The sequence below is a fragment of the Blastococcus sp. HT6-30 genome, from assembly GCF_039729015.1.
Lineage (GTDB): Bacteria > Actinomycetota > Actinomycetes > Mycobacteriales > Geodermatophilaceae > Blastococcus.
Genome location: NZ_CP155792.1, coordinates 2,513,051 through 2,533,711 on the forward strand (window position 1 = coordinate 2,513,051; position 20,661 = coordinate 2,533,711).

A 20,661-nucleotide genomic window follows, 5' to 3' on the forward strand; every position below is an offset into this window, starting at 1 on the left:
GACCGGCGGGCGGTTCGCCGGCGGCGGGGTCAGGAACCGCAGCCGCCGGCGCCGCAGGCGCAGCCGCCACAGCCCGAGCGCACCGGCGCCGGGGCGGGAGCGGTGGCGACCGCGCGCAGGTTCACCGCGCCGATGAGCAGCGGGACGCCGAGGACGGCGACGGCCAGGGCGGCCACCACCGTCGCCACGCCGGCGGCACGGGCCCAGTCCTGCGCGAGGCCGGTGACCACCAGCAGCCCGGTGACCAGCACCGACCAGAGGAGCAGCGCCAGGCCGCCGCGCCGGGCGGTGCCCCCGCGGACCAGCAGCCCCGCCGCGGTGGCCAGCAGCAGCACCGGAACGCCCACGAGCAGCACCGTCGCCGCCAGCGACGCCGAGGCGGCCGCCACTCCCAGCCCGGCGGCACCCACCGCGACGGCTCCCGTGCCCAGCGACCGGGCCCGGCCGGCGAGCTCGCCGTCCACCGCCCCCGAACGCGCACCGCGCAGCAGAACGGCTCCGCGCACGGCGAGGAAGAGCCCGAGCGCACCGAGCAGCAGGCGGGCACCGGCCGCCTCCCACGCCACCGCGAGGACCGCGACGGCGACCATCCCGATGCCCAGGGCCAGCCACCGCGGCCACGTCCGCCGCGCCACCTCGGGGGTCGCCATGCCCACCGTGCCGGCCGAGAGGATTCCGGTTCCGTTCGCCACGGAGCCAGTGTCCCTCACCCGCGCCACCGCTCGGGGAGGCACCGGACCGGAGGTCGTGCCACGCTGATCATCTCCGCGCCCCACGCGGCCAGGACCGAGCTCAGGAAGGCACCGGAGATGAGCGTGCAGGGCAGCGCCCGGTCGGCCGCGGGTGCGGCAGGACGGGCCGGGAACAGCGACGGGCTCGAGCAGCTGGCCCGGGTCGGGTTGATCGCCTACGGGCTGGTGCACCTGCTCATCGCCTGGCTGGCGCTGCAGCTCGCGTGGGGCAGCGGCCAGGGCCAGGCCGACCAGTCGGGGGCCCTGGCGACGCTGGCCGGGCAGCCGCTGGGCACCCCGCTGCTGTGGGTGCTCGCCGTCGGGTTGCTCGCCCTGGCCGTCTGGCAGGCGGCCGAGGTCCTGCGGTGGCGACACGGCTGGTCGGCGTCCGGGAAGACCCGGACCAAGGCCCTGGAGAAGACGGCCAAGTCGGTGGCCAAGGCGGTCGTCTACATCGCGCTGGCGGTGCTGGCGATCCGGTACGCCACCGGGGGCGGGCAGTCCGGCGGCGGTTCCCAGCAGCAGGCCGCCGCCGGCGTCTTCGGCTGGCCCGCCGGCCGCTGGCTGGTCGGAGCCGCCGGGCTGGTCGTCGTCGGCGTCGGCGCCTACCACGTCTGGAAGGGCGTCACGAAGCGCTTCCTCAGGGAGATCGACCTCAGCGGCTGCTCCGCCACGGCCACCCGCCTGGTCACCCGGCTGGGGCAGGCGGGCTTCCCCGGCAAGGGCGTCGCCCTGGGTCTCGTCGGCGGTCTGCTGGTCTGGGCGGCGGTGACCTTCGACCCCGCCAAGGCCTCCGGTCTGGACGGCGCCCTGCACACCGTCCTCACCGCGCCCGCCGGGCCGGTGCTGCTGACGCTCATCGCCGTGGGCATCGCCGCCTTCGGTGCCTACTGCTTCGTCCGCGCCCGGTACCCCGAGCGCACGTGAGCCCGCCGGCACCCTCGGCCCGGTCCCTGGCACACCGGCTGCACGACCTCGTCGACCGCATCCGCCGGGTCACCGACTCCCCGGTGCTCACCCACCTCGCCCGCGCCGGCCTTCTCGCCTACGGGGTGATGCACCTGCTCATCGGCGTGCTGGCGCTGCGCATGGCGATGGGCCTGCGGGGAGCCGACGCCGACCAGACCGGCGCGCTGCTCACCGTCGCCGGGGGCCCCGGCGGGCGGCTGCTACTGGTCGCGATCGGCCTCGGCATGCTCTCGCTGGCCGTCTGGCAGGCCGCGGAGGTGCTGCTGTGGTGGCACGGGCTGCTGGACCCCGCCCACCGGGTGCACACCGCCGTCGTCTGCGCCAAGTGCCTGGCCAAGGGCGCCGTGTACGGGTTCCTGGGGCTCACCGCGCTGCTGTTCGCACTCGGCCTGGAGTACGAGGCCGACGAGCGGCTGCGCGACCTCACCGAGGAGACGCTGCTGATCCCCGGCGGGGCGCTGCTCGTCGGCGCCGTCGCCGCCGGGGTGGTCGCCGTCGGGATCTACACGTTCGTGCGGGGCTGCACCGGCGGCTTCATGCGCGACATCGACCTGCCCGCGGCCCCCGACCGCTGGGAGCCGGTGATCGAGGTGCTCGGACGGATCGGCTACCTGGCGAAGGGCATCGCCTTCGGGCTCGTCGGCGTCCTGCTGTGGCGCGCGGCCACCTCCTCCGACGTCTCCACCGCCACCGGCCTGAACGGCGCGATGACCGCGATCGCCGGGGTGGGCGCCGGGCCGTGGCTGCTGACCGGGGTCGCGGCCGGTTTCGGCGCGTTCGGGGTCTACGCCCTCGCCCGCGCGCGGTATCCCGACCGCGACCCGTCCAGCTAGGCCTTCGGGCCGCCGGCGACGTAGATGACCTGGCCGGAGACGAACCCGGCGCCCTCGCTGACGAAGAACGACACGGTGTGCGCGATGTCCTCCGGCTGGCCGGCACGCGCGACCGGGATCGCCGCCGCGCGCTTGGCCACGTAGGGCTCCCACTCCTCGCCGATCCGCTCGGCGGTCGCCTTCGTCATGTCGGTGGCGATGAACCCGGGTGCGATGCAGTTGGCCGTGACGCCGAACTTGCCCAGCTCGATGGCGAGGGTCTTGGTGAAGCCCTGCAGACCGGCCTTCGCGGTGGCGTAGTTGGCCTGCCCCCGGTTGCCCAGCGCCGAGGTGCTGGACAGGTTGACGATCCGGCCCCACTTCTGGTCGATCATGTGCTTCTGGGCGGCGCGGGTCATGAGGAACGAGCCGCGCAGGTGCACGTGCATGACGATGTCCCAGTCGGCGTCGCTCATCTTGAACAGCATGTTGTCGCGGGTGACCCCGGCGTTGTTCACCAGCACCACCGGCGGGCCCAGCTCCGCGGCGATCCGGTCGACGGCCGCCTGCACCTGCTCGGCGTCGCCGACGTCGGCCCCGACGGCCAGTGCGTGGCCGCCGGCGGACTCGATCGCCTCGACGGTGCCGCGGGCGTCGTCCTCCTTGAGATCGAGGACGGCGACGGCGAAGCCGTCGGCGGCCAGCCGCTGGGCGGTGGCGGCACCGATGCCGCGGGCGGCCCCGGTGACGATCGCGACGCGTGCAGTGGGCTCGGACATGCAGAACTCCTCGGATGGAAGGGGACGGGTGACCCCGTCCGGAGGCTCACCGCGAGCCTGCGAGCGGTGAGTGGGACGGGGTCCTTCTTCAGACCCGCTCGAACAGCGCGGCGAGGCCCTGGCCGCCGCCGATGCACATGGTCTCCAGCCCGTAACGGGCTCCGCGGCGGTCCATCTCGCGCAGCAGCGTGGCGAGGATGCGGCCACCGGTCGCGCCGACGGGGTGGCCCAGCGAGATGCCCGAGCCGTTCACGTTGGTCCGCTCCCAGTCGGAGTCGGTGAAGCCCCACTCCTTGGCGACGGCGAGCACCTGGCTGGCGAAGGCCTCGTTGAGCTCGATCAGGTCGACGTCGGCGAGCTTGACGTCGGCGAGCGCGAGCGCCTTCGCCGTCGCCGGGACGGGGCCGATGCCCATGGTCTTCGGCGGCACGCCGCCCACGCCGAAGGACACCAGGCGGGCCAGCGGGCGCAGACCCAGCTCGGCGGCCTTCTCCGGGTGGGTGACGATCGCGACGGCGGCGCCGTCGTTCTGGCCGGAGGCGTTGCCGGCGGTGACCGTGGCGTCGGGATCGTTCTTGCCCAGGATCGGGCGCAGCTTGGCGAGCGTCTCGACGTTCGAGTCGGGCCGGATGTGCTCGTCGCGGTCGACGACCGTCTCGCCCTTCCGGTGCTTGACCGTCACCGGCACGATCTCGTCGGCGAACCGGCCCTCGGCCGTGGCGGCGGCGGCGCGCTGGTGGCTGCGGACGGCGTACTCGTCCTGCTCCTGGCGGCCGATCGCGTACTCGCGACGAACGTTCTCCGCCGTCTCCAGCATGCCGCCGGGCACCGGGTGGTTCTGCCCGCCGGCGGTGACCCGGCCGCGGGCCAGCCCGTCCTCCAGCAGCACGCCGGGCCCGGGCTTCACGCCCCAGCGCATGGCGGTCGAGTAGAAGGGCGCGTTGCTCATGGACTCCGCGCCACCGGCCAGGACGACGTCGGAGGCACCGGACTGCACCTGCATGGCCGCGTAGATGACCGCCTGGAGCCCCGAACCGCACCGCCGGTCGACCTGCAGCCCGGACGCGGTCACCGGCAGGCCCGCGTCGAGGGCGGCGACCCGGCCGAGGGCCGGGGCGTCCATGGTCGGGTAGCAGTGGCCGAGCAGCACGTCGTCCACCGACTCCGGCGGCAGACCGGTGCGCTCCATCAGCGCCCGGATCACCGTGGCCGCGAGCTCCTGGACGGGGACGTCGCGCAGCGAGCCCCCGAACCCGCCGACCGGCGTCCGCAGGGGCTCGCAGATGACCGCATCTCGCACGTGGTCCTCCTCGTTCGTCCGCTCCAGGCGCACGGCCGGCGCCGGCGCAGCACCCCGAGTCTGCCCGCCGGACGCGCGTCCCGCGCCTCCGGCCCCCCGAGGGACGCCGGCGCGCCTGGGCGCGGAGAGCTCAGGAGGCGGTCGCGCCGACCTGCTCGCCGCCGAGCAGGTTCCACAGCCCGGTGATCTGCAGCGGCCGGATCACCGCGCGGGTGGCGGCCAGGACGCGGAGGCGGCCACCGGCGGCCAGCGCTCGCCGGTGCGCGGCAGCCAGGGCGCACAGCCCGGCGGAGTCGAGGAAGGTCACGGCGGTGAGGTCGACGACGACCTCCCGCGGCGCGGCGTCGACCAGCTGGTCGAGGACGGCGCGGACCTGCGGTGCGGAGGTGCAGTCGATCTCCCCGGCCGCGGTCAGCCGCGGCAGGGACGCGGTGCCGGAGATCTCCAGGGAGACCGGCGCGGTCGTGGGGACCTCGAAGCCGGCCGTCGCCGGGGCGGACGGGGTGGTCGATGGGTCGAGCGAGGATGCGGTCACGGGGTGCCTCTCGGGGCGGGTGCCGGACCAGTGGGCCTGCGCACGCGAACGACACGACGACCAGCACTGGCAGAACACGGCTGTGGTTGAACCGCTCGCCCGACCGTAGGGATCCGCGGCTCCGTACGCAAGGGTCACGGGCAGGCCCCCTCTCCGCCGCCACCTGCGACGGAGGACGGGTGGGGGATGTGACGAGCCTCCTCCGTCGCCCCCTCGACCCCGGCGGATACTGGCGGGCGTGACCGAGTCGCGCCCGTCGTCCCGACGTCCGTCCCCGCTGGTGCTGGTCGCCGTCGTCGTCGGCACGGCCGTCGCGGTCGGCGCATTCCTGCTGCTGGACCCGATCGTCGCCGCGGCCGTCGCCATCACGGCGGTCACGGCGGTGGGCGTGGTCGCCGCGGCCAGCAACTGGGACTCGCACGCGACCTTCGAGGAGCGCGAGCTGGCCCGGGCCCGGCGCCGCAAGGAGAAGTGGGAGCGCAACGCCGGCGCCCGCGCCAAGGACCGGGCCCGCTGGGAGGCCCACCAGGCCCGCAAGGCCCGGAAGGCCGCCGGCGCGACGGGCACTGACCGCTCCGGCCGCTGATCCGGCGGCCGCCCTTCCCGCACGGCTACGCCCCGGCCGCCATGTCCGCACCGCGCCGGCACCGACCGCGGCTCCTCAGCCCCCGACCGCGTCCTCGGCCGCCAGGTCGTCGGCGCGGTCGGGGTGCGCGAAGGCCTCGGCGAGCGCCTGGCGCACCGACCAGGCGCCCGCGCGCCAGGCCAGCGCACGGCCGAGGGCACCAGGTGTGCCGTCGACGTGGTCGGCGTCCTCCCCCGGCCACCACGCCACCGGTCGGCCGGCCACGGTCAGCGGCTCGTGCACGGCCACCTCGCCGTCGAGGCCGCTCCGGCCGAGCCGGGCGGCGGCCGTCGCGGCGCCGGGCACGTCCGCCCAGCGGAGCCGCCGCACCGGTTCGCTCGTGACCTCCGCCCGCACGAGCTCGGAGGCCAGCGGGAGGTCCAGCAGGTCGGCGACCGGCCCCGGCGCGCCGCCGGCCGGCACCACCGGCAGGTCCAGCAGCGGGATCAGGTGCGGCGCGTCCAGCACCACCCCCCGCGCGACCACCCGTCCCGGCGCGACCCGGACGCGCGCCGGGGGCTCCACGTCCAGCCCGTCCAGGACGGCCGCGAGCCGCGCGTAGACGGTGGCGAGCACGCCGGGTCGCACGGTGCGCGCCGGGTCGCCGAGCCGGGACAGCAGGTCGACGGCGGCGTCGGGGTCGGCGAGGACGTCGTCCAGCGACGCCGGCGGGCGCAGCAGCCCGAGCAGCGGCTCGGCCAGCGGCGCCGGCTCGTAGAGCCCGGCCAGCTCCGCGCTGCCCGGGTGCGCCAGCCGACCGGGGCGCCGACCCGCCACCACCGGATGGGTCAGCAGCCACCACCGCAGGTAGCCCGGCGCCGGCACCCCGCCGACGACGACGTCGGCCCACGCCTCGGCCGGCGCGGCGGCCAGCAGGGCCAGCGCTCCCGGCCAGTCGGCCACCAGCTCGAGATCCCGCACGGCCACCAGCGGCGGCCAGACCGGCGGAGGTCCGGATGGGAGCCGGTCCAGGACGGCGTCGGCCCACTCGTCGGCGCCGTCGACGTCGAGGTCGTCGGGGTCCTCGCCGCGCACCAGCGCGAAGCCGTCCAGCACGCCCACGGCGCGCAGCGCGTCGACGTCGGCGCCGGCCGCGAACCCCGGGTCGAGCAGGCCCAGCGCGCCCTCCTCGAGGACGGCGGCCAGCGGTGACCCCGGCAGCACCAGCTCACCCGCCGCGGCGAACCCGCCGTCGGCGTCGGGCAGGGCGAGCTCTGCCAGCCACGGCAGCTCCCGGGCGGCCCCGGGCGCGGCGGCGGCCAGCGCGAGCACCGCGTCGGCCAACTCCTCGGGGGCCGCAGCGAAGGCGTCCCGGTCCTCGGCGGCGTCCAGCGACTCCTCCACCGCGGCCCGCACCGCCGGGTCGCCCAGCACCGCCTCCGCCGTCGCCGGACGCGCGCCGAGCCGCTCCAGCAGCCGGCGCGCCGCGGGTGGCGCCACGGCCGCGGGAGCGGCCAGCCGCAGCGGCAGGGCACCCAGGCGCTGCACCGGGAGCCCGGGGTCGGGCAGCAGGACCCCGGCCGGACCGTGCGCGGTCCGCCCGTCGGCCAGCGGCACCGGCAGGGCGGCGAGCGCCTCGCGGTCGGCGTCGGCGAACGCGGCGTACAGCTCCGCCCACCAGCCCGGCGGGCGGTCCAGCCCGCGCACCGCTTCGACCACCTCGGCCGGCCCCGCCCGGCCGACCCCGAGCGCGACGAGCGCGGCGCGGCCGTCGCGGCGCGACCAGTCGGCCGGCAGCAGCCCCGGCAGCGCCCCGGTCAGCGCGGCCACCCGGGCCTCGTCGGCGTCGTCGAGGACGACCGCCCGGGCCGGGACCTGCCGCAGCTCCGGCTGCCCGGCGACCGGCAGCCACGCCCTCGTCCGCAGCCGGCCGAGCACCGCCGTCGCCAGGGCGGCGTCGAGCTCGGCGCCGGCCGACCCGATCCGCGGGACGAACGCCAGGAGCGCCGGATCGGCGGGGAGCAGACCGACGAGGTCGACGAGGGTCTCCGCGGCGGCCGCGACCAGGACGTCGGTGACCGGACCGGGTAGCACGTGCCGGCGGTCGGGGCCGAGCGGGAACGGCGCGATGAGGCGCAGCGGCAGCGCGAGGGGCTCGTCGCTGGGCGTCGGGGCGTGCACCACCTGGCGGCCGGGCAGCGGCAGCGGGCGGCCGGGGCACCCGTCCGCGGCGTCGTCCACGGGCACCGCGCAGGTGACCGTCCAGGCCCGGCGGTCGCGCTCCTCGACGGGACGGCCGGCCAGCAGGTGCTCCGGCAGCGTCCCCGACCGTTCCGCCACCGCCCAGCAGGTGACGGCGCCGTCCTCGGTCAGCCGCACCTCCGGCGGGGCTCCGCTGCGCGTGACCTCCCGGCGGACCCCGTCGACGAGCACCTCCAGCGCGCCCAGCCCGGGCAGGGCGAGCAGCAGCTCGGCCGAGAGGTCGCGCAGCGCGGCGGCGACCTCGTCGCACACCCCCGGGCGCAGCGGCAGCACCACCTCGGTGTCGAACCCCTCGGGCGGCTCGCCCCCCGCCGGCCAGGGCAGGCGCAGCACGGGCACCGCGCCGTCCCGGCGGGCCAGCTCACCGGCCAGGGGGCGCAGCGCGTCCACCTCGGTGCGGGTGCCCGCGGCGCTGAAGCGCACACCGCCGGTCCGGGACACCACCACCGGCTCGTCGCTCACCGCCAGCACGGCGGCGAACCCGACCCCGAAGCGGCCGACCGTGCCCGCCTCGTCCCGCTTCGCCGAGGCCCGCAGCGTGGCCAGGCCCAGCACCCCGGCGGCGTCCAGGGGTGCACCGGTGTTGGCCGCGCGCAGGGTGCCGGCGGCCAGCTCCAGCCGCAGCCGCCCCGGCCGGCCGGCCCGCACGGCGGCATCCGCGGCGTTCTGCGCCAGCTCCACGAGCACCCGATCGCGATAGCCGCCGCGGACCAGGTCCTCCTCGGCGTTGGCGTCCTCCCGGAAGCGCGCCGGCGACGCGGCCCACGCGTCGAGCACCCGGCGGCGGAGGTCGGCCGTGCCGAAGGGATCGCCGCCGGCGGTGCTGTCGGCCATGTGCCGGACCTTAGGGCCCGTCCCCGGGGCCGGCGCTCCTTCCGGGTGAGGCGAGGGTTCGAGCCGCCGGAGAACGGGCACGGTGCCGCCCAGGGACGGACCGGCGAGCGGTGCCGGCAGGGAGAGGCGGTCGTGGTGGCGCTCTGGCAGTCCGCGCGACCGCCGCACGCCTTCACCGAGGTCTGGTGCCAGCAGCTGAGCTCCCTCGGTGAGCTGGCCGGCCTGCGCGCCCGGCTGCGCGCCTCCATGACCGGCCGGCCCGCGGTGCTGCACCCCGAGCGCGACCACTGGTCCGAGCGCCTGGTGCTGATCGCCGACGAGCTCACCTCCAACGCGCTCCGCCACGGCGGCGCCCCGGTGGCGGCGGTCCTCGGCCGCGCCGGCGACGAGTGGCTGATCGCCGTCCGGGACTCGAAGGCCGACGTCGCGCCGACGCCGGCGCAGGGCCGCGACCCGGGGTTGGGTGGGTTCGGGCTCTACCTCGTCGCCGATCTCTCCGTGGCGCACGGCTGGTTCGCCGATCCGGGCACGAAGACGGCCTGGGCCGTCGTCGACGGCCGGGCCGGCACCGCCTGAACCCGTCCGGGCGACCCCCGGCCCGGTGTCTGTGACTCCCCGGTAACGTGCGTTCCCATGTCGCTCGCCGAGCAGATGGACACGGTCACCGACGCCGCGGTGGACCGGCATCCCACCGCCGAGACCTTCGAGTCGACGGCGCCGGCCACCGGTACGGTCGTCGGCGTCTTCCCCGTGCACGACGAGGCCGCCGTCGGCGAGACCGTCGCGCGGGCCCGGACCGCCGCCGCGCAGTGGGCCGCGCTCGGCTTCGGCGGCCGGAGGGAGCGGCTGACGGCCTACCGAGGCTATCTGGCCCGGCGCATGCACGAGCTCGCCGACCTGGTCCACCGGGAGAACGGCAAGCCGCACGCCGACGCCATCCTCGAGATCTCGCTGTCGGTGGACCACCTCGCCTGGGCGGCGAAGCACGCCCGCACGACCCTCGGGCCGCGCAAGGTCCCCTCCGGCATGCTCGCCGCCGACCACGCCTCGTACCTCGAGTACCAGCCGCTGGGCGTGGTCGGGGTCATCGGCCCGTGGAACTACCCGGTGTTCACGCCGATGGGCTCGATCGCCTACGCGCTGGCCGCCGGCAACGCCGTCGTCTTCAAGCCCTCGGAGTTCACCCCGGCCGTCGGCGCCTGGCTGGCCGTCGCCTGGCGGGCCGCCGTTCCCGACGTCGCCGACGCCTTCCAGGTCGTCACCGGCCTCGGCGCCACCGGCGCGGCGCTGTGCCGCGTGCCCGTGGACAAGATCGCCTTCACCGGGTCGGCGGCGACCGGCCGGAAGGTGATGGCCGCCTGCGCCGAGACCCTGACCCCGGTCCTCCTGGAGCTCGGGGGCAAGGACGCGATGATCGTCGACGACGACGCCGACGTGGCCGCCGCAGCCGACGCCGCGGTCTGGGGCGCGATGAGCAACGGCGGGCAGACCTGCATCGGCATCGAGCGGGTCTACGCCACGTCGGCGGTCTACGACCGGTTCGTCGCCGAGGTCACCGCCCAGGTGCAGAAGCTGCGCCCCGGCTCCGACGACGAGGCCACCTACGGCCCGATGACCATGCCGTCGCAGATCGACGTCGTCCGGCGGCACGTGGCCGATGCGACCGCGGCGGGCGCCCGGGTGGTCACCGGCGGCACCGACGACGACGCCTCTCCCGGCGAGGGCTACGTCGCCCCCACCGTGCTGCTCGACGTCCCCGAGACGTCGGCGGCGGTGCGCGAGGAGACCTTCGGGCCGACGCTGACCATCACGGAGGTGGCCGACGCCGAGGAGGCGCTCGAGCGGGCCAACGCGACCAGCTACGGGCTGGCCGGCGCCGTCTTCTCGACGTCCAGAGGCCGCGCCATGGACCTCGCCCGCCGCATGCGCAGCGGCATGACGTCGATCAACTCGGTGCTCACCTTCGCCTCGGTGCCCGCGCTGCCCTTCGGCGGCGTCGGCGAGTCCGGCTTCGGCCGCATCCACGGCGAGGACGGGCTCAAGGAGTTCACCCGCGCCAAGGCGATCACCCGCCGGCGCGTACCGCTGCCGGTCAACCTGATGAGCTTCGGCCGGCCGGCCAACGCCGCCGACGCCCTGGCCCGGGTCATGGGCATGGTCCACGGACGGCACCGGTGAGCGGAGGCACGGGCGTGCGCGAGCTGCGCGACGAGTACGACGTCGTCGTCGTGGGAGCGGGCTCGGCCGGGTGCGCGCTGGCCGGCCGGCTCAGCGAGGACCCGTCACTGCGGGTGCTGTTGCTGGAGGCCGGGGGCTCGGACAAGCTGCTCGAGGTGCAGATCCCGGCCGGGATGTACAAGATCTGGCGCACCCGCCGCGACTGGAACTACACGACCGACGAGCAGCCGGGCCTCGGCGGCCGGAAGCTGTTCTGGCCGCGCGGCAAGCTGCTCGGCGGCTCGTCGTCCATCAACGCGATGATCTACATCCGCGGGGCGGCCGCCGACTACGACGAGTGGGCCCGGCTGACCGGCGATCCGTCGTGGTCCTACGAGCAGGTGCTCCCGCTGTTCAGGCGCATGGAGGACAACTCCCGCGGCGCGGACGAGTGGCACGGGACCGGCGGTCCGCTGCGGGTCGAGGACCTCCGCTCCCCGCACGAGTGGACGACGGCCGTCGTCGAGTCCGCCGTGGCCACCGGCTACCCGCGCAACGACGACTTCAACGGCGCCGCCCAGGAGGGCGTCGGCCGGTACCAGGTGACCCAGAAGCGCGGCCGCCGCTGGTCCTCGGCCGACGCGTACCTGCACCCGGCGATGAAGCGGCCGAACCTCACCGTCCGCACCGGCGCGCTGACCACCCGGGTGCTGGTCCAGGGCGGCCGGGCCACCGGGGTGGAGTTCCGCTGCGCCGGGAAGCTGCACACCGTCCGGGCCGCGCGCGAGGTCGTCCTCTCCGGCGGTGCGGTGAACTCCCCGCAGCTGCTGCTGCTCTCCGGCATCGGCCCGGCCGACCACCTGCGCGAGGTCGGCGTCGACGTCGTCCACGACCTGCCGGGCGTCGGTGGCGGGCTGCAGGACCACCCCCTCGTCCCGGTCGTCTGGAACGTGCGGTCGGGGAGGTCGCTGACCCACGGGGACTCGCCGTCGGGCTACGCGCGCTGGTTCGGCGCCCGCCGGGGGCCGCTGACCTCCAACCTGGCCGAGGCCGGGCTGTTCACCCGGTCGGCCCCCGGCCTGCCCGAGCCCGACCTGCAGATGCACTTCCTGCCGGTGAAGTTCTGGAAGCAGGCGGAGGTCGACCCCGACGTCGACGCCTTCACCGCCGCCGTCGTGCTGGTGCACGTGCACTCGCGCGGCTCGGTGCGGCTGCGCTCGGCCGACCCCACGTGGGCGCCGGCCATCGACGCCGGCTACCTCACCGACGACCGCGACCTCGACGCGCTGGTCTCCGGCGTCGAGAAGGCCCGGGAGATCGCCGGCGCCGCGCCGCTGGCCGACGTGCTCGCCGACGAGTGGTCGCCGGGGGGCACCGTGCACGGCCGCGAGGCGCTGCGCCGGTCGGTCAGGGCAACCCTCGAGTCGCTGTACCACCCGGTGTCCTCCTGCCGGATGGGCACCGACGAGGAGGCCGTGGTCGACCCGCAGCTGCGGTTGCACGGCGTCGCGGGCCTGCGCGTCGTCGACGCCTCGGTCATGCCGACGCTCGTGCGGGGCAACACGAACGCGCCGACGATCATGATCGCCGAGCGCGCGGCCGACCTGATCCTGGACCGCACCCCCGCCGCGCAGCTGACCGCCGCCCGCTGACGCTCACGCGGTGCTGCGACCGACCTCGTAGAGGAACCGGCCGGCGCGCTCCTGCGCGTCGAGGTGGTCGGCGACGGCCCGGGCGACGTCCGGCTCCGCCGAGACCGCGACGAGGTGGGGCGAGTAGACGTCGAACCAGCAGCCGAACCGCTGGAGCTCGTCCTGCAGCTCCTGCACGCGCTCGTCCTGCGCCAGATCGGGCCAGTCGGGAAACCACACCCGGTAGGTGTGCCGGCCGGCGTCGCGCAGCGGGCGGACCGCGACCAGCGGGCCCTCGGCGGTCGCCACCACCTCCACCTCGTCGCCGAGGTTCAGGTCGTAGGCGAACACCGGCACCGCGGCGACGACGGCACGGCCCTCCCCCGACGGGTGCGCGCGCAGGCCCTCCCAGGCCGCCTCGCCCTCCCCGCCGGGATAGACGGCCACCCACACCGTCTGCGGAGCGGTCGCGGCCTCCGGGTGCACCTCGACGGCGCCGTTCCGCCGGCGCGTGACCCTGGCGGGGTGCTCCAGGTAGCTCGTGGACACCGGCCCAGCCTAGGGACGCACCACCCTCAGCCGTGGGCGGCGTCGGCCGCGGCTGCCTCCGGAGCGGTGGGCAGGCTGGTCCCCGGTCGCGGCGAGGGGTTCCGGCGGATCGAGATCGACGCCGCCGCCGCCAGCAGGCACAGCCCCCCGGCGAGGAACCACGCGAGGTCGTAGGAGCCGGTGACGTCGCGGATCACCCCGCCGCCGAACGCGGCGACCGCCGAACCGATCTGGTGGGAGGCGAACACCCAGCCGAAGACGACCGGGGCACGGGCCCCGAAGTGCTCTCGGCACAGCGCCAGCGTCGGCGGCACGGTGGCCACCCAGTCCAGCCCGTAGAAGACGACGAACGCGACCATGCTGACGTGGAGCTCGGGCCCGAACAGCGGCGGCAGCAGGAACAGCGAGAACCCGCGCAGCCCGTAGTAGGCCAGCAGCAGCACCCGCGGGTCGACCCGGTCGGTGAGCCAGCCGGAGAAGACGGTCCCGGCGATGTCGAAGACCCCGACGACCGCGAGCAGCCCGGCCGCCGTCGTCACCGGCATGCCGTGGTCGTGGGCCGCGGGGATGAAGTGCGGCTGCACCAGCCCGTTGGTCGACATGCCGCAGATGAAGAAGCCCAGCGCCAGCAGCCAGAACGGCCGGGCGCGCGCCGCCTCGCCGAGGCCCCGCAGCGCGACGCGCGCCGCTCCGGCCCGCACCGGCTCGGGGTCGTCGGCCGCCGTTCCGCCGTAGGGGGCGACGTCGAGGTCGCGGGGCCGGTCGCGCAGCAGCCAGGCCACCAGCGGGAGGACCGCCAGCGCGGCCGCCGTCGTCCCGAGGGAGGCCGCCCGCCAGCCCCAGGAGGAGTCGATCCAGGCCACCAGCGGGAGGAAGACCAGCTGCCCGGCCGCCCCGCCGGCGGTCAGCACGCCGGAGACGAGACCGCGCCGGGCCACGAACCACCGGCCGGTCACGGTGGCGACCAGCGACAGCGCCATCGAGCCGCTGCCCAGCCCGACGAGGACGCCCCACAGCAGGACCAACTGCCAGCTCGTCGTCATGAAGACGGACAGGCCGCTGCCGAGCGCGACCACCAGCAGCGCGCCCATCACGACGCGGCGGATGCCGAAGCGCTCCATCAGGGCCGCCGCGAAGGGCGCGGTCAGCCCGTACAGCGCCATGTTGACCGCGACCGCGGCCGAGATGGTGGAGACCGACCACCCGAACTCCGCCCGCAGGGGATCGACGAGCACGCCCGGCACCGCACGGAAGGCGGCGGCCCCGACCAGCGCCAGGAACGTCACGGCGGCCACCCACCACGCCGGGTGGACGCGGCGCACACGCGGCGCGGCGGAGACGATCACGGCGGACAGCATGGCTGACCGGCCGTCGACCGGACGAGCGGCCCGACGGCCGATCCGCCCACGCGCAGACGAGCGGCACCACGGCCTCGACGCGCCAGCACCTGCACGCGCCGTCGGGGCGCGCCGCTCGCCTTCCGCCGCACCGACCGAGAGCCGGTCGCTCACCCGATGTGACCTGACACTCCCTCCCGGTGGGACCACACGGCGGCCGGGTCTGGTTGAGTGGGGTGTACCGGCGCCGCCCTCGCTCATCCGGAGCGGCAGGAATCGACGTCGGGCTGAGGCTGCGCCACCTTGGTGCGCCCGGCTGACCGACGTCTCGCCGACGATGCGAGCCCGCCCTGCCTCCGTGCAGGTGCGCCGGCGCTCGCGCTCGCCGAGGTGGTGGTGCGGCCACTCGATCGTCGAAGGACTCCATTGACCTCCACCCAGAACACCCCCGCCGCCTCCGAGGGCGGCGCCCGCCGCCGTCGTGGTGGCCGTGGCCGCGGCACCCGCCCGGCCGGCGAGCAGAACCAGAACCGCCCGGCGGCCGCCGCCGTGCCCGCGCCCGTCGTCGTCCCCGTCGGGGCAGACGCCACCGTGCTGCCGACCGACTCCACCTTCGCCGACCTGGGCGTCCCCGCCCCGATGGTCGAGGTGCTCTCCGCCAGCGGCATCACCGCGCCGTTCCCCATCCAGGTCGCGACCCTGCCCGACAGCCTCGCCGGCCGGGACGTCCTCGGCCGGGGCCGCACGGGCTCGGGCAAGACCCTCGCCTTCTCCATCCCGCTGGTCGCCCGGCTCGCCGCCTCCGGCACCCGCCGGCAGGCCCGCAGGCCGCGCGCGCTGGTGCTGGTCCCGACCCGCGAGCTGGCCAACCAGGTCTTCGCCGTCGTCGACCCGCTCGCCCGGGCGCTCGGCATGTCGGCGACGACGATCTTCGGCGGCGTCGGCCAGAACCCGCAGGTGCAGGCGCTGGCCAAGGGCGTCGACATCGTCATCGCCTGCCCCGGCCGGCTCGAGGACCTGATCGGCCAGGGCCACGCCGACCTCGGCTCGATCGAGGTCACCATCCTCGACGAGGCCGACCACATGGCCGACCTGGGCTTCCTGCCCGGCGTCAAGCGGATCATGGACCGCACCCCGGAGGTCGGGCAGCGGATGCTGTTCTCCGCCACCCTCGACAACGGCGTCGACGTGCTGGTCAAGCGCTACCTGACGAACCCGACCACCCACTCGGTGGACCCGGCCGTCGCCCCGGTCAGCACCATGACCCACCACGTCTTCCGCGTGGACGCCGCGGACAAGGGCAGGGTCGTCCAGGAGCTGGCCTCGGGCCTGGGCCGCAGCGTGCTGTTCACCCGGACCAAGCACCAGGCCAAGAAGCTGGCCAAGCAGCTCACAGCAGCCGGTGTGCCGGCCGTGGACCTGCACGGCAACCTGAGCCAGAATGCCCGCGAGCGCAACCTCGAGGCGTTCAGCAGCGGTGCGTCCCGGGTCCTCTGCGCCACCGACATCGCCGCCCGCGGCATCCACGTCGACGACGTGGCGATCGTCGTGCACGTCGACCCGCCGACCGAGCACAAGGCCTACCTGCACCGCTCGGGCCGCACCGCCCGCGCCGGCGCCGAGGGTGCTGTCGTCACCATCGCCACGCCCGACCAGGCCGGCGAGGTCCGCACCCTGGCGCGGCAGGCCGGGATCACCCCCGAGGTGTCGGCCATCAAGCCCGGCGCCCGGGAGATCACCGCGCTGACCGGTCCGGCCGCTCCCTACGTCGAGCCGGCGCCGGTGGCGGAGCCCCAGCAGCAGGGCGGTGGCGGCGGTCGCCGTCGCAGCGGCGGTGGCTCGGGTCGCGACTCCTCCGGCGGCGCGGCGTCCTCGGGCGGCCGTAGCAGCTCGGGCAGCGGCGGCAAGTCCGGGGGCTCGGGTCGCGCGTCCGGCCCGGCGCGCACCCGCGCCGAGCTCGCGGCGCGCGCCGGCTCGTCGTCGGCCGCGTCGTTCAGCTCCCGGTCGCGCCGGGGCCGCTGACCCTTCCCGGGTCGACGGTTGGCCGGCGGGTCGATGGGCACAGCACTGCCCATCGGGTCCGTCGTCCCGCCCGCGCGGGCGAGGGAGAGCGCCCGCGCCGCCGCACCACACCCGGAGGAGGCCCCGTGTCCCGACCGCCCCGCCCCACGTCCCGCCGGCGCCGAGTCGCGACGGCCACCTGCGCCGTCGGGCTGGTCCTGCTGGCCGGCTGCGGGGGGAACGGCTCGTCGGAGGACGCCGTGGTGACCGACGCGGCGCAGACGCTGCCGACCCAGCCCGGCGACTCCGGGGGTGGCGGATCGGCCCCGGCGACCCCGACCGGGGTCGAGGGCGACGTCCTGACCGAGACGGTGACGCTCGAGGACGGGGGCATCATCATGCCCAGCCGGCTGGCGGCCGGCCCCTACGAGATCGAGGTGGTCAACGAGGGCGGGTTGGCGCACGACCTGACCGTCGAACGCGACGGGGAGCAGGTGGCGAGCACCGACCCGATCCAGGCGGGGCTGACCGGCACCCTCACCGTCACCCTGGAGCAGGGCCAGTACGTCTTCTACTCCGCCCAGCGCGACGACCGGGGGCAGGGCATCGAGGTCACCGTCCAGGTGGAGTGACCACGGGCCACCCCGGTCCGGCCCCGCGGGCCACCCGCCGAGCACACGGGTGGGGTGGCGGAACGTCTTCCGCCACCCCACCCGGCTCCCTGCACCCCACCGGCGGCCGAGGCCGCCGGAGTTCCTAGTTGCCGCTGGCGAACGCGGCGTCGAAGGCGGCCGACGGCGGGTCGAAGGCCAGCCGGCGGACGAACTCCAGGGCCTCCGGCGCACCGACCAGGCGGTCCATGCCGGCGTCCTCCCACTCCACCGAGATCGGCCCGGCGTAGCCGATGGTGTTGAGCATCCGGAAGCAGGCCTCCCACGGGACGTCGCCGTGCCCGGTGGAGACGAAGTCCCAGCCGCGCCGCGGATCCGCCCACGGCAGGTGCGAGCCCATCCGGCCGTTGCGCCCGTTGCCGACCTGCTTCTTCGCGTCCTTGCAGTCGACGTGGTAGATCCGGTCCTTGAAGTCCCAGAGGAAGCCCACCGGGTCGAGGTCCTGCCAGACGAAGTGCGACGGGTCCCAGTTCAGACCGAACGCCTCCCGGTGCCCGATCGCCTCCAGGGTGCGCACCGTCGTCCAGTAGTCGTAGGCGATCTCCGACGGGTGCACCTCGTGCGCGAACTTCACGCCGACCTCGTCGAAGACGTCGAGGATCGGGTTCCAGCGGTCGGCGAAGTCGCGGTAGCCGTCCTCGATCATCGACTCGGGGACCGGCGGGAACATCGCCACGGTCTTCCAGATCTTGCTGCCGGTGAAGCCGACGACGACGTCGACGCCGAGCTTCGCGGCCGCCCGGGCGGTCAGCTTCATCTCCTCCGCCGCGCGCTGCCGGACGCCCTCGGGGTCGCCGTCGCCCCAGACGCGGGGGTGCACCATGCCGCGGTGCCGCTCGTCGATCGGGTCGTCGCAGACCGCCTGGCCGTTGAGGTGGTTGGAGATCGCGAAGACCTTCAGGCCGTGCTTCTCCAGCAGCGCGAGGCGGTCGGCGACGTAGGAGTCGTCGTTCGCGGCGCGCTCGACGTCGAGGTGGTCGCCCCAGCAGGCGATCTCCAGGCCGTCGTAGCCCCATTCGGAGGCCAGCCGGCACATCTCCTCGAAGGGCAGATCGGCCCACTGGCCGGTGAAGAGGGTGACGGGACGGGGCATAAGGCGTCTCCTAGGTGAGGGTGCGTGGGCGGCCTCGTCCCGGGCACCGCCGCGCGCGTGCGAGCGGTGGGGAGGACGAGGTCCTCTCTCATGAGGGGATGTCGGTCCAGGCGGACGTGTTGGCGGCGCTGCGCTCGACGGCGTCGAGGACCCGCTGCACCTGCAGCCCGTCGGCGAACGACGGGGCCGGATCCTGCCCAGCCGCGATCGCGGTGACCAGGTCGACGACCTGGTGGGTGAACCCGTGCTCGTAGCCCAGCCCGTGCCCGGCCGGCCACCAGGCACCGACGTAGGGGTGCTCGGGCTCGGTGACGATGATCCGGCGGAAGCCCGCCGTCTCCGCCGGCTCGCTGCCGTCGAAGAACTGCAGGACGTTCATGTCCTCGAAGTCGAAGGCCAGGCTGCCGGCCGAGCCGTTGATCTCGATCCGGATGCCGTTCTTGCGGCCCAGGGCGAACCGGGTCGCCTCGAAGACGCCCAGGGCACCGCCGGTGAACCGCCCGAGGAAGACCGCGGCGTCGTCCACGGTCACCTGCCCGGTCCCCTCCCCGCCCACGCCGGACAGCGATCCGGACGCCGCGGGCAGCGGGCGCTCCTTCACGAAGGTCTCCAGCGTCGCGCTCACCCCGGTCAGCGCCTGGCCGGTGATGTACTGCGTCAGGTCGACGACGTGCGCGCCGATGTCGCCGAGCGCGCCGGAGCCGGCCTTGTCCTTCTCCAGCCGCCAGGACATGGGGGCGGACGGGTCGGCGATCCAGTCCTGCAGGTACTGCGCCCGGACGTGCCGGATCTCGCCGAGCCGGCCCTCGGCGACGAGCTTCCGCGCCAGGCCGATCGCGGGCACCCGCCGGTAGGTGAAGCCGACCATCGCCCGGACGCCGCGGGTGGCGGCCTTCGCCGCCGCCTCGGCCATCGCCTCGGCCTCCGCGACGGTGTTGGCCAGCGGCTTCTCGCAGAGGACGTGCTTGCCGGCCTCGAGCGCGGCGATAGCGATCTCGGCGTGGGTGTTCCCGGGCGTGCAGACGTCGACCAGGTCGACGTCCTCGCGCGCGATCACCGCGCGCCAGTCGGTCTCGGTGCTCGACCAGCCCAGCTTGCCGGCGGCCTCGCCGACCTTGGCGGCGTCCCGCCCGGCCAGCACGGTCAGCTCAGGCCGCAGCGGCAGGTCGAAGAAGTGGGGGGCGGTGCGCCACGCGTGCGAGTGCGCCGCGCCCATGAAGGCGTAGCCGATCAGGCCGACGCCGAGGGTGGGGGTCATCTGCTTCTCCCAGCGGGGGTGGGGCAGCGGGGGAACGCGCTCGCTCCCCCGCTGCTCCGGCGGATCAGGACTCGAACGCGCGGCCGATGTAGTCCTCGACGTTCTCGGCCGTGACGACCGGGGCGTTGAGCACGATCTCCCGCGGCACGTCGGGCGAGACCAGGTCCGACATCGACTTGTCCTGGGCGATCAGGCGGGCCAGGCGGATGCCGTCGGCGGCCTGGGTGTGCGGGTAGATGACGGTCGCCTGCAGCACCGAGTCACCGGACTGGATCTCCCGCATGGCGTTCGCCGAACCGGCGCCGCCGATCATGATGAACTCGTCGCGGCCGGCGTTCTGGATGGCGGCCAGCACGCCGACACCCTGGTCGTCGTCGTGGTTCCACAGGGCGTCGATCTGCGGTGCGGCCTGGAGCAGGTTGGCCGCGGCCTCCTCGCCGCCCTCCACCGTGAAGTCCGCTGCCACGCGGTTGTCGACGTCGAGCCCGCACTCGGCCAGCGCGTCGGCGAAGCCCTGGCTGCGGTCCTGGGTCAGCGGCAGGGAGTCGATGCCGGCGATCTCGGCGACGACCGCGTCGGGGTTGTCGCCCACCTGCTCGCAGATGTAGGTGCCGGCGGAGACACCCATGCCGTAGTTGTCGCCCAGGACGGTGGCGCGGGCGGCGAACGGGCTGTTGAACTCGCGGTCGACGTTGATGACCGGGATGCCGGCCTCCATGGCCTGCAGCGCTACCGGCGTCATCGCGGCGCCGTCGAAGGGCAGCAGCACGATCGCGTCGACGCCCTCGTTGATGAAGGTCTCCACCTGGCTGATCTGCGTGCTGACGTCGTTGGTGCCCTCGGCCATGATCAGGTCGATGTCCTCGAACTCGCCGGCCGCGTTCTGCGCCGCCTCCGAGATGCCGGCCATCCAGCCGTGGTCGGCGGCCGGCGCCGAGAAGCCGATGCGGACGGTCTCACCGGCCTCGTCGTTGGAGCTGGCCACGGTGCCGCCAGCGCCGCCACCGCCGCCGGAGCCGGTGCTCGCCGGCTCGTTGCTGGTGCAGCCGGCCACGAGGGCGCCGGCGCCGGCCAGGGCGACCGCGGTGGACATCAGGCGACGGTAGGGGCGCTGCCTCGCTGCAGACATGTATCTCTCCTCGGTGTGCCCGTCCGGCGGGTCGCCGGCGGTTGCTTG

At 75.5% G+C, this 20,661-nt stretch carries 18 protein-coding genes; 8 read left to right on the forward strand and 10 right to left on the reverse strand.

The annotated features are described in order from the left end of the window. Positions 1-29: 29 nt before the first annotated feature. Entirely contained in the window at positions 30-692 is a 663-nt protein-coding gene (locus tag ABC795_RS12090; RefSeq protein WP_347057437.1) for a hypothetical protein, read from the reverse strand. Between the two features lie 117 nt (positions 693-809). Here ABC795_RS12090 and ABC795_RS12095 point away from each other — a divergent pair, with 117 nt between their 5' ends. Both ABC795_RS12095 and ABC795_RS12100 read left to right on the forward strand, forming a co-directional pair. After that, the gene (locus ABC795_RS12095; protein ID WP_347057438.1) at positions 810-1,658 is read left to right on the forward strand and encodes a DUF1206 domain-containing protein; all 849 of its coding nucleotides are present in this window, start codon (positions 810-812) and stop codon (positions 1,656-1,658) included. Continuing rightward, positions 1,655-2,533 carry a DUF1206 domain-containing protein gene (locus ABC795_RS12100; protein WP_347057439.1) on the forward strand — a complete coding sequence of 293 codons (879 nt, stop codon included), beginning with the start codon at positions 1,655-1,657 and terminating at the stop codon, positions 2,531-2,533. The genes ABC795_RS12095 and ABC795_RS12100 overlap by 4 nt, the downstream gene beginning before the upstream one ends. Here ABC795_RS12100 and fabG read toward each other — a convergent pair. From fabG to ABC795_RS12115, 3 genes are all read right to left on the reverse strand, one after another. Further along, entirely contained in the window at positions 2,530-3,291 is a 762-nt protein-coding gene (gene fabG / locus ABC795_RS12105; protein ID WP_347057440.1) for a 3-oxoacyl-ACP reductase FabG, read from the reverse strand. The two genes, ABC795_RS12100 and fabG, sit on opposite strands and share 4 nt — an antisense overlap. 88 nt (positions 3,292-3,379) lie before the next feature. Then, a complete protein-coding gene (locus ABC795_RS12110) occupies positions 3,380-4,591 on the reverse strand; it encodes an acetyl-CoA C-acetyltransferase (RefSeq protein WP_347057441.1) in 1,212 nt (403 codons plus the stop codon). Between the two features lie 130 nt (positions 4,592-4,721). After that, entirely contained in the window at positions 4,722-5,126 is a 405-nt protein-coding gene (locus ABC795_RS12115; RefSeq protein WP_347057442.1) for an STAS domain-containing protein, read from the reverse strand. Positions 5,127-5,364: 238 nt separating this feature from the next. Here ABC795_RS12115 and ABC795_RS12120 point away from each other — a divergent pair, with 238 nt between their 5' ends. Further along, the gene (locus ABC795_RS12120; RefSeq protein ID WP_347057443.1) at positions 5,365-5,712 is read left to right on the forward strand and encodes a hypothetical protein; all 348 of its coding nucleotides are present in this window, start codon (positions 5,365-5,367) and stop codon (positions 5,710-5,712) included. 75 nt (positions 5,713-5,787) lie between these two features. Here ABC795_RS12120 and ABC795_RS12125 read toward each other — a convergent pair whose 3' ends face one another. After that, positions 5,788-8,787, reverse strand: coding sequence for a hypothetical protein (locus tag ABC795_RS12125; RefSeq protein WP_347057444.1), 3,000 nt, complete (start codon positions 8,785-8,787; stop codon positions 5,788-5,790). A gap of 135 nt (positions 8,788-8,922) precedes the next feature. Here ABC795_RS12125 and ABC795_RS12130 point away from each other — a divergent pair, with 135 nt between their 5' ends. The 3 genes from ABC795_RS12130 to ABC795_RS12140 are packed head-to-tail and all read left to right on the forward strand — an operon-like array spanning position 8,923 to position 12,596. Next, on the forward strand, positions 8,923-9,363 hold the full coding sequence (locus ABC795_RS12130) for an ATP-binding protein (protein WP_347057445.1): 441 nt from the start codon (positions 8,923-8,925) through the stop codon (positions 9,361-9,363). A 57-nt stretch (positions 9,364-9,420) separates the two neighbouring features. After that, positions 9,421-10,965 carry an aldehyde dehydrogenase family protein gene (locus ABC795_RS12135; protein WP_347057446.1) on the forward strand — a complete coding sequence of 515 codons (1,545 nt, stop codon included), beginning with the start codon at positions 9,421-9,423 and terminating at the stop codon, positions 10,963-10,965. Further along, on the forward strand, positions 10,962-12,596 hold the full coding sequence (locus tag ABC795_RS12140; RefSeq protein WP_347057447.1) for a GMC family oxidoreductase N-terminal domain-containing protein: 1,635 nt from the start codon (positions 10,962-10,964) through the stop codon (positions 12,594-12,596). Before ABC795_RS12135 ends, ABC795_RS12140 begins: the two co-directional genes overlap by 4 nt. Positions 12,597-12,599: 3 nt before the next feature. Here the strand turns inward: ABC795_RS12140 and ABC795_RS12145 are convergent, their stop codons facing one another. Both ABC795_RS12145 and ABC795_RS12150 read right to left on the reverse strand, forming a co-directional pair. After that, positions 12,600-13,124, reverse strand: a complete 525-nt coding sequence (locus tag ABC795_RS12145) for a DUF4265 domain-containing protein (RefSeq protein WP_347057448.1) — start codon at positions 13,122-13,124, stop codon at positions 12,600-12,602. A gap of 26 nt (positions 13,125-13,150) precedes the next feature. Beyond that, on the reverse strand, positions 13,151-14,470 hold the full coding sequence (locus tag ABC795_RS12150) for an MFS transporter (protein WP_347057449.1): 1,320 nt from the start codon (positions 14,468-14,470) through the stop codon (positions 13,151-13,153). A gap of 417 nt (positions 14,471-14,887) precedes the next feature. Here ABC795_RS12150 and ABC795_RS12155 point away from each other — a divergent pair, with 417 nt between their 5' ends. Continuing rightward, positions 14,888-16,483, forward strand: coding sequence for a DEAD/DEAH box helicase (locus ABC795_RS12155; RefSeq protein WP_347057450.1), 1,596 nt, complete (start codon positions 14,888-14,890; stop codon positions 16,481-16,483). A gap of 125 nt (positions 16,484-16,608) precedes the next feature. Then, a complete protein-coding gene (locus ABC795_RS12160; protein WP_347057451.1) occupies positions 16,609-17,094 on the forward strand; it encodes a hypothetical protein in 486 nt (161 codons plus the stop codon). 124 nt (positions 17,095-17,218) lie between these two features. Here the strand turns inward: ABC795_RS12160 and ABC795_RS12165 are convergent, their stop codons facing one another. From ABC795_RS12165 to ABC795_RS12175, 3 genes are all read right to left on the reverse strand, one after another. Next, on the reverse strand, positions 17,219-18,226 hold the full coding sequence (locus ABC795_RS12165; protein WP_347057452.1) for a sugar phosphate isomerase/epimerase family protein: 1,008 nt from the start codon (positions 18,224-18,226) through the stop codon (positions 17,219-17,221). An 88-nt stretch (positions 18,227-18,314) separates the two neighbouring features. Further along, positions 18,315-19,484, reverse strand: coding sequence for a Gfo/Idh/MocA family oxidoreductase (locus ABC795_RS12170; protein WP_347057453.1), 1,170 nt, complete (start codon positions 19,482-19,484; stop codon positions 18,315-18,317). A gap of 64 nt (positions 19,485-19,548) precedes the next feature. Beyond that, positions 19,549-20,577: a substrate-binding domain-containing protein gene (locus ABC795_RS12175; protein ID WP_347057454.1), complete on the reverse strand. Its 1,029-nt coding sequence runs from the start codon at positions 20,575-20,577 to the stop codon at positions 19,549-19,551. Positions 20,578-20,661 lie beyond the last annotated feature (84 nt).

Coding starts and splice junctions, on each gene's coding strand:
- ABC795_RS12095 (WP_347057438.1), top strand. CDS start 810: ATGAGCGTGCAGGGCAGCGCCCGGTCGGCCGCGGGTGCGGCAGGACGG.
- fabG (WP_347057440.1), bottom strand. CDS start 3,291: ATGTCCGAGCCCACTGCACGCGTCGCGATCGTCACCGGGGCCGCCCGC.
- ABC795_RS12125 (WP_347057444.1), bottom strand. CDS start 8,787: ATGGCCGACAGCACCGCCGGCGGCGATCCCTTCGGCACGGCCGACCTC.
- ABC795_RS12135 (WP_347057446.1), top strand. CDS start 9,421: ATGTCGCTCGCCGAGCAGATGGACACGGTCACCGACGCCGCGGTGGAC.
- ABC795_RS12165 (WP_347057452.1), bottom strand. CDS start 18,226: ATGCCCCGTCCCGTCACCCTCTTCACCGGCCAGTGGGCCGATCTGCCC.
- ABC795_RS12170 (WP_347057453.1), bottom strand. CDS start 19,484: ATGACCCCCACCCTCGGCGTCGGCCTGATCGGCTACGCCTTCATGGGC.
- ABC795_RS12175 (WP_347057454.1), bottom strand. CDS start 20,577: ATGTCCACCGCGGTCGCCCTGGCCGGCGCCGGCGCCCTCGTGGCCGGC.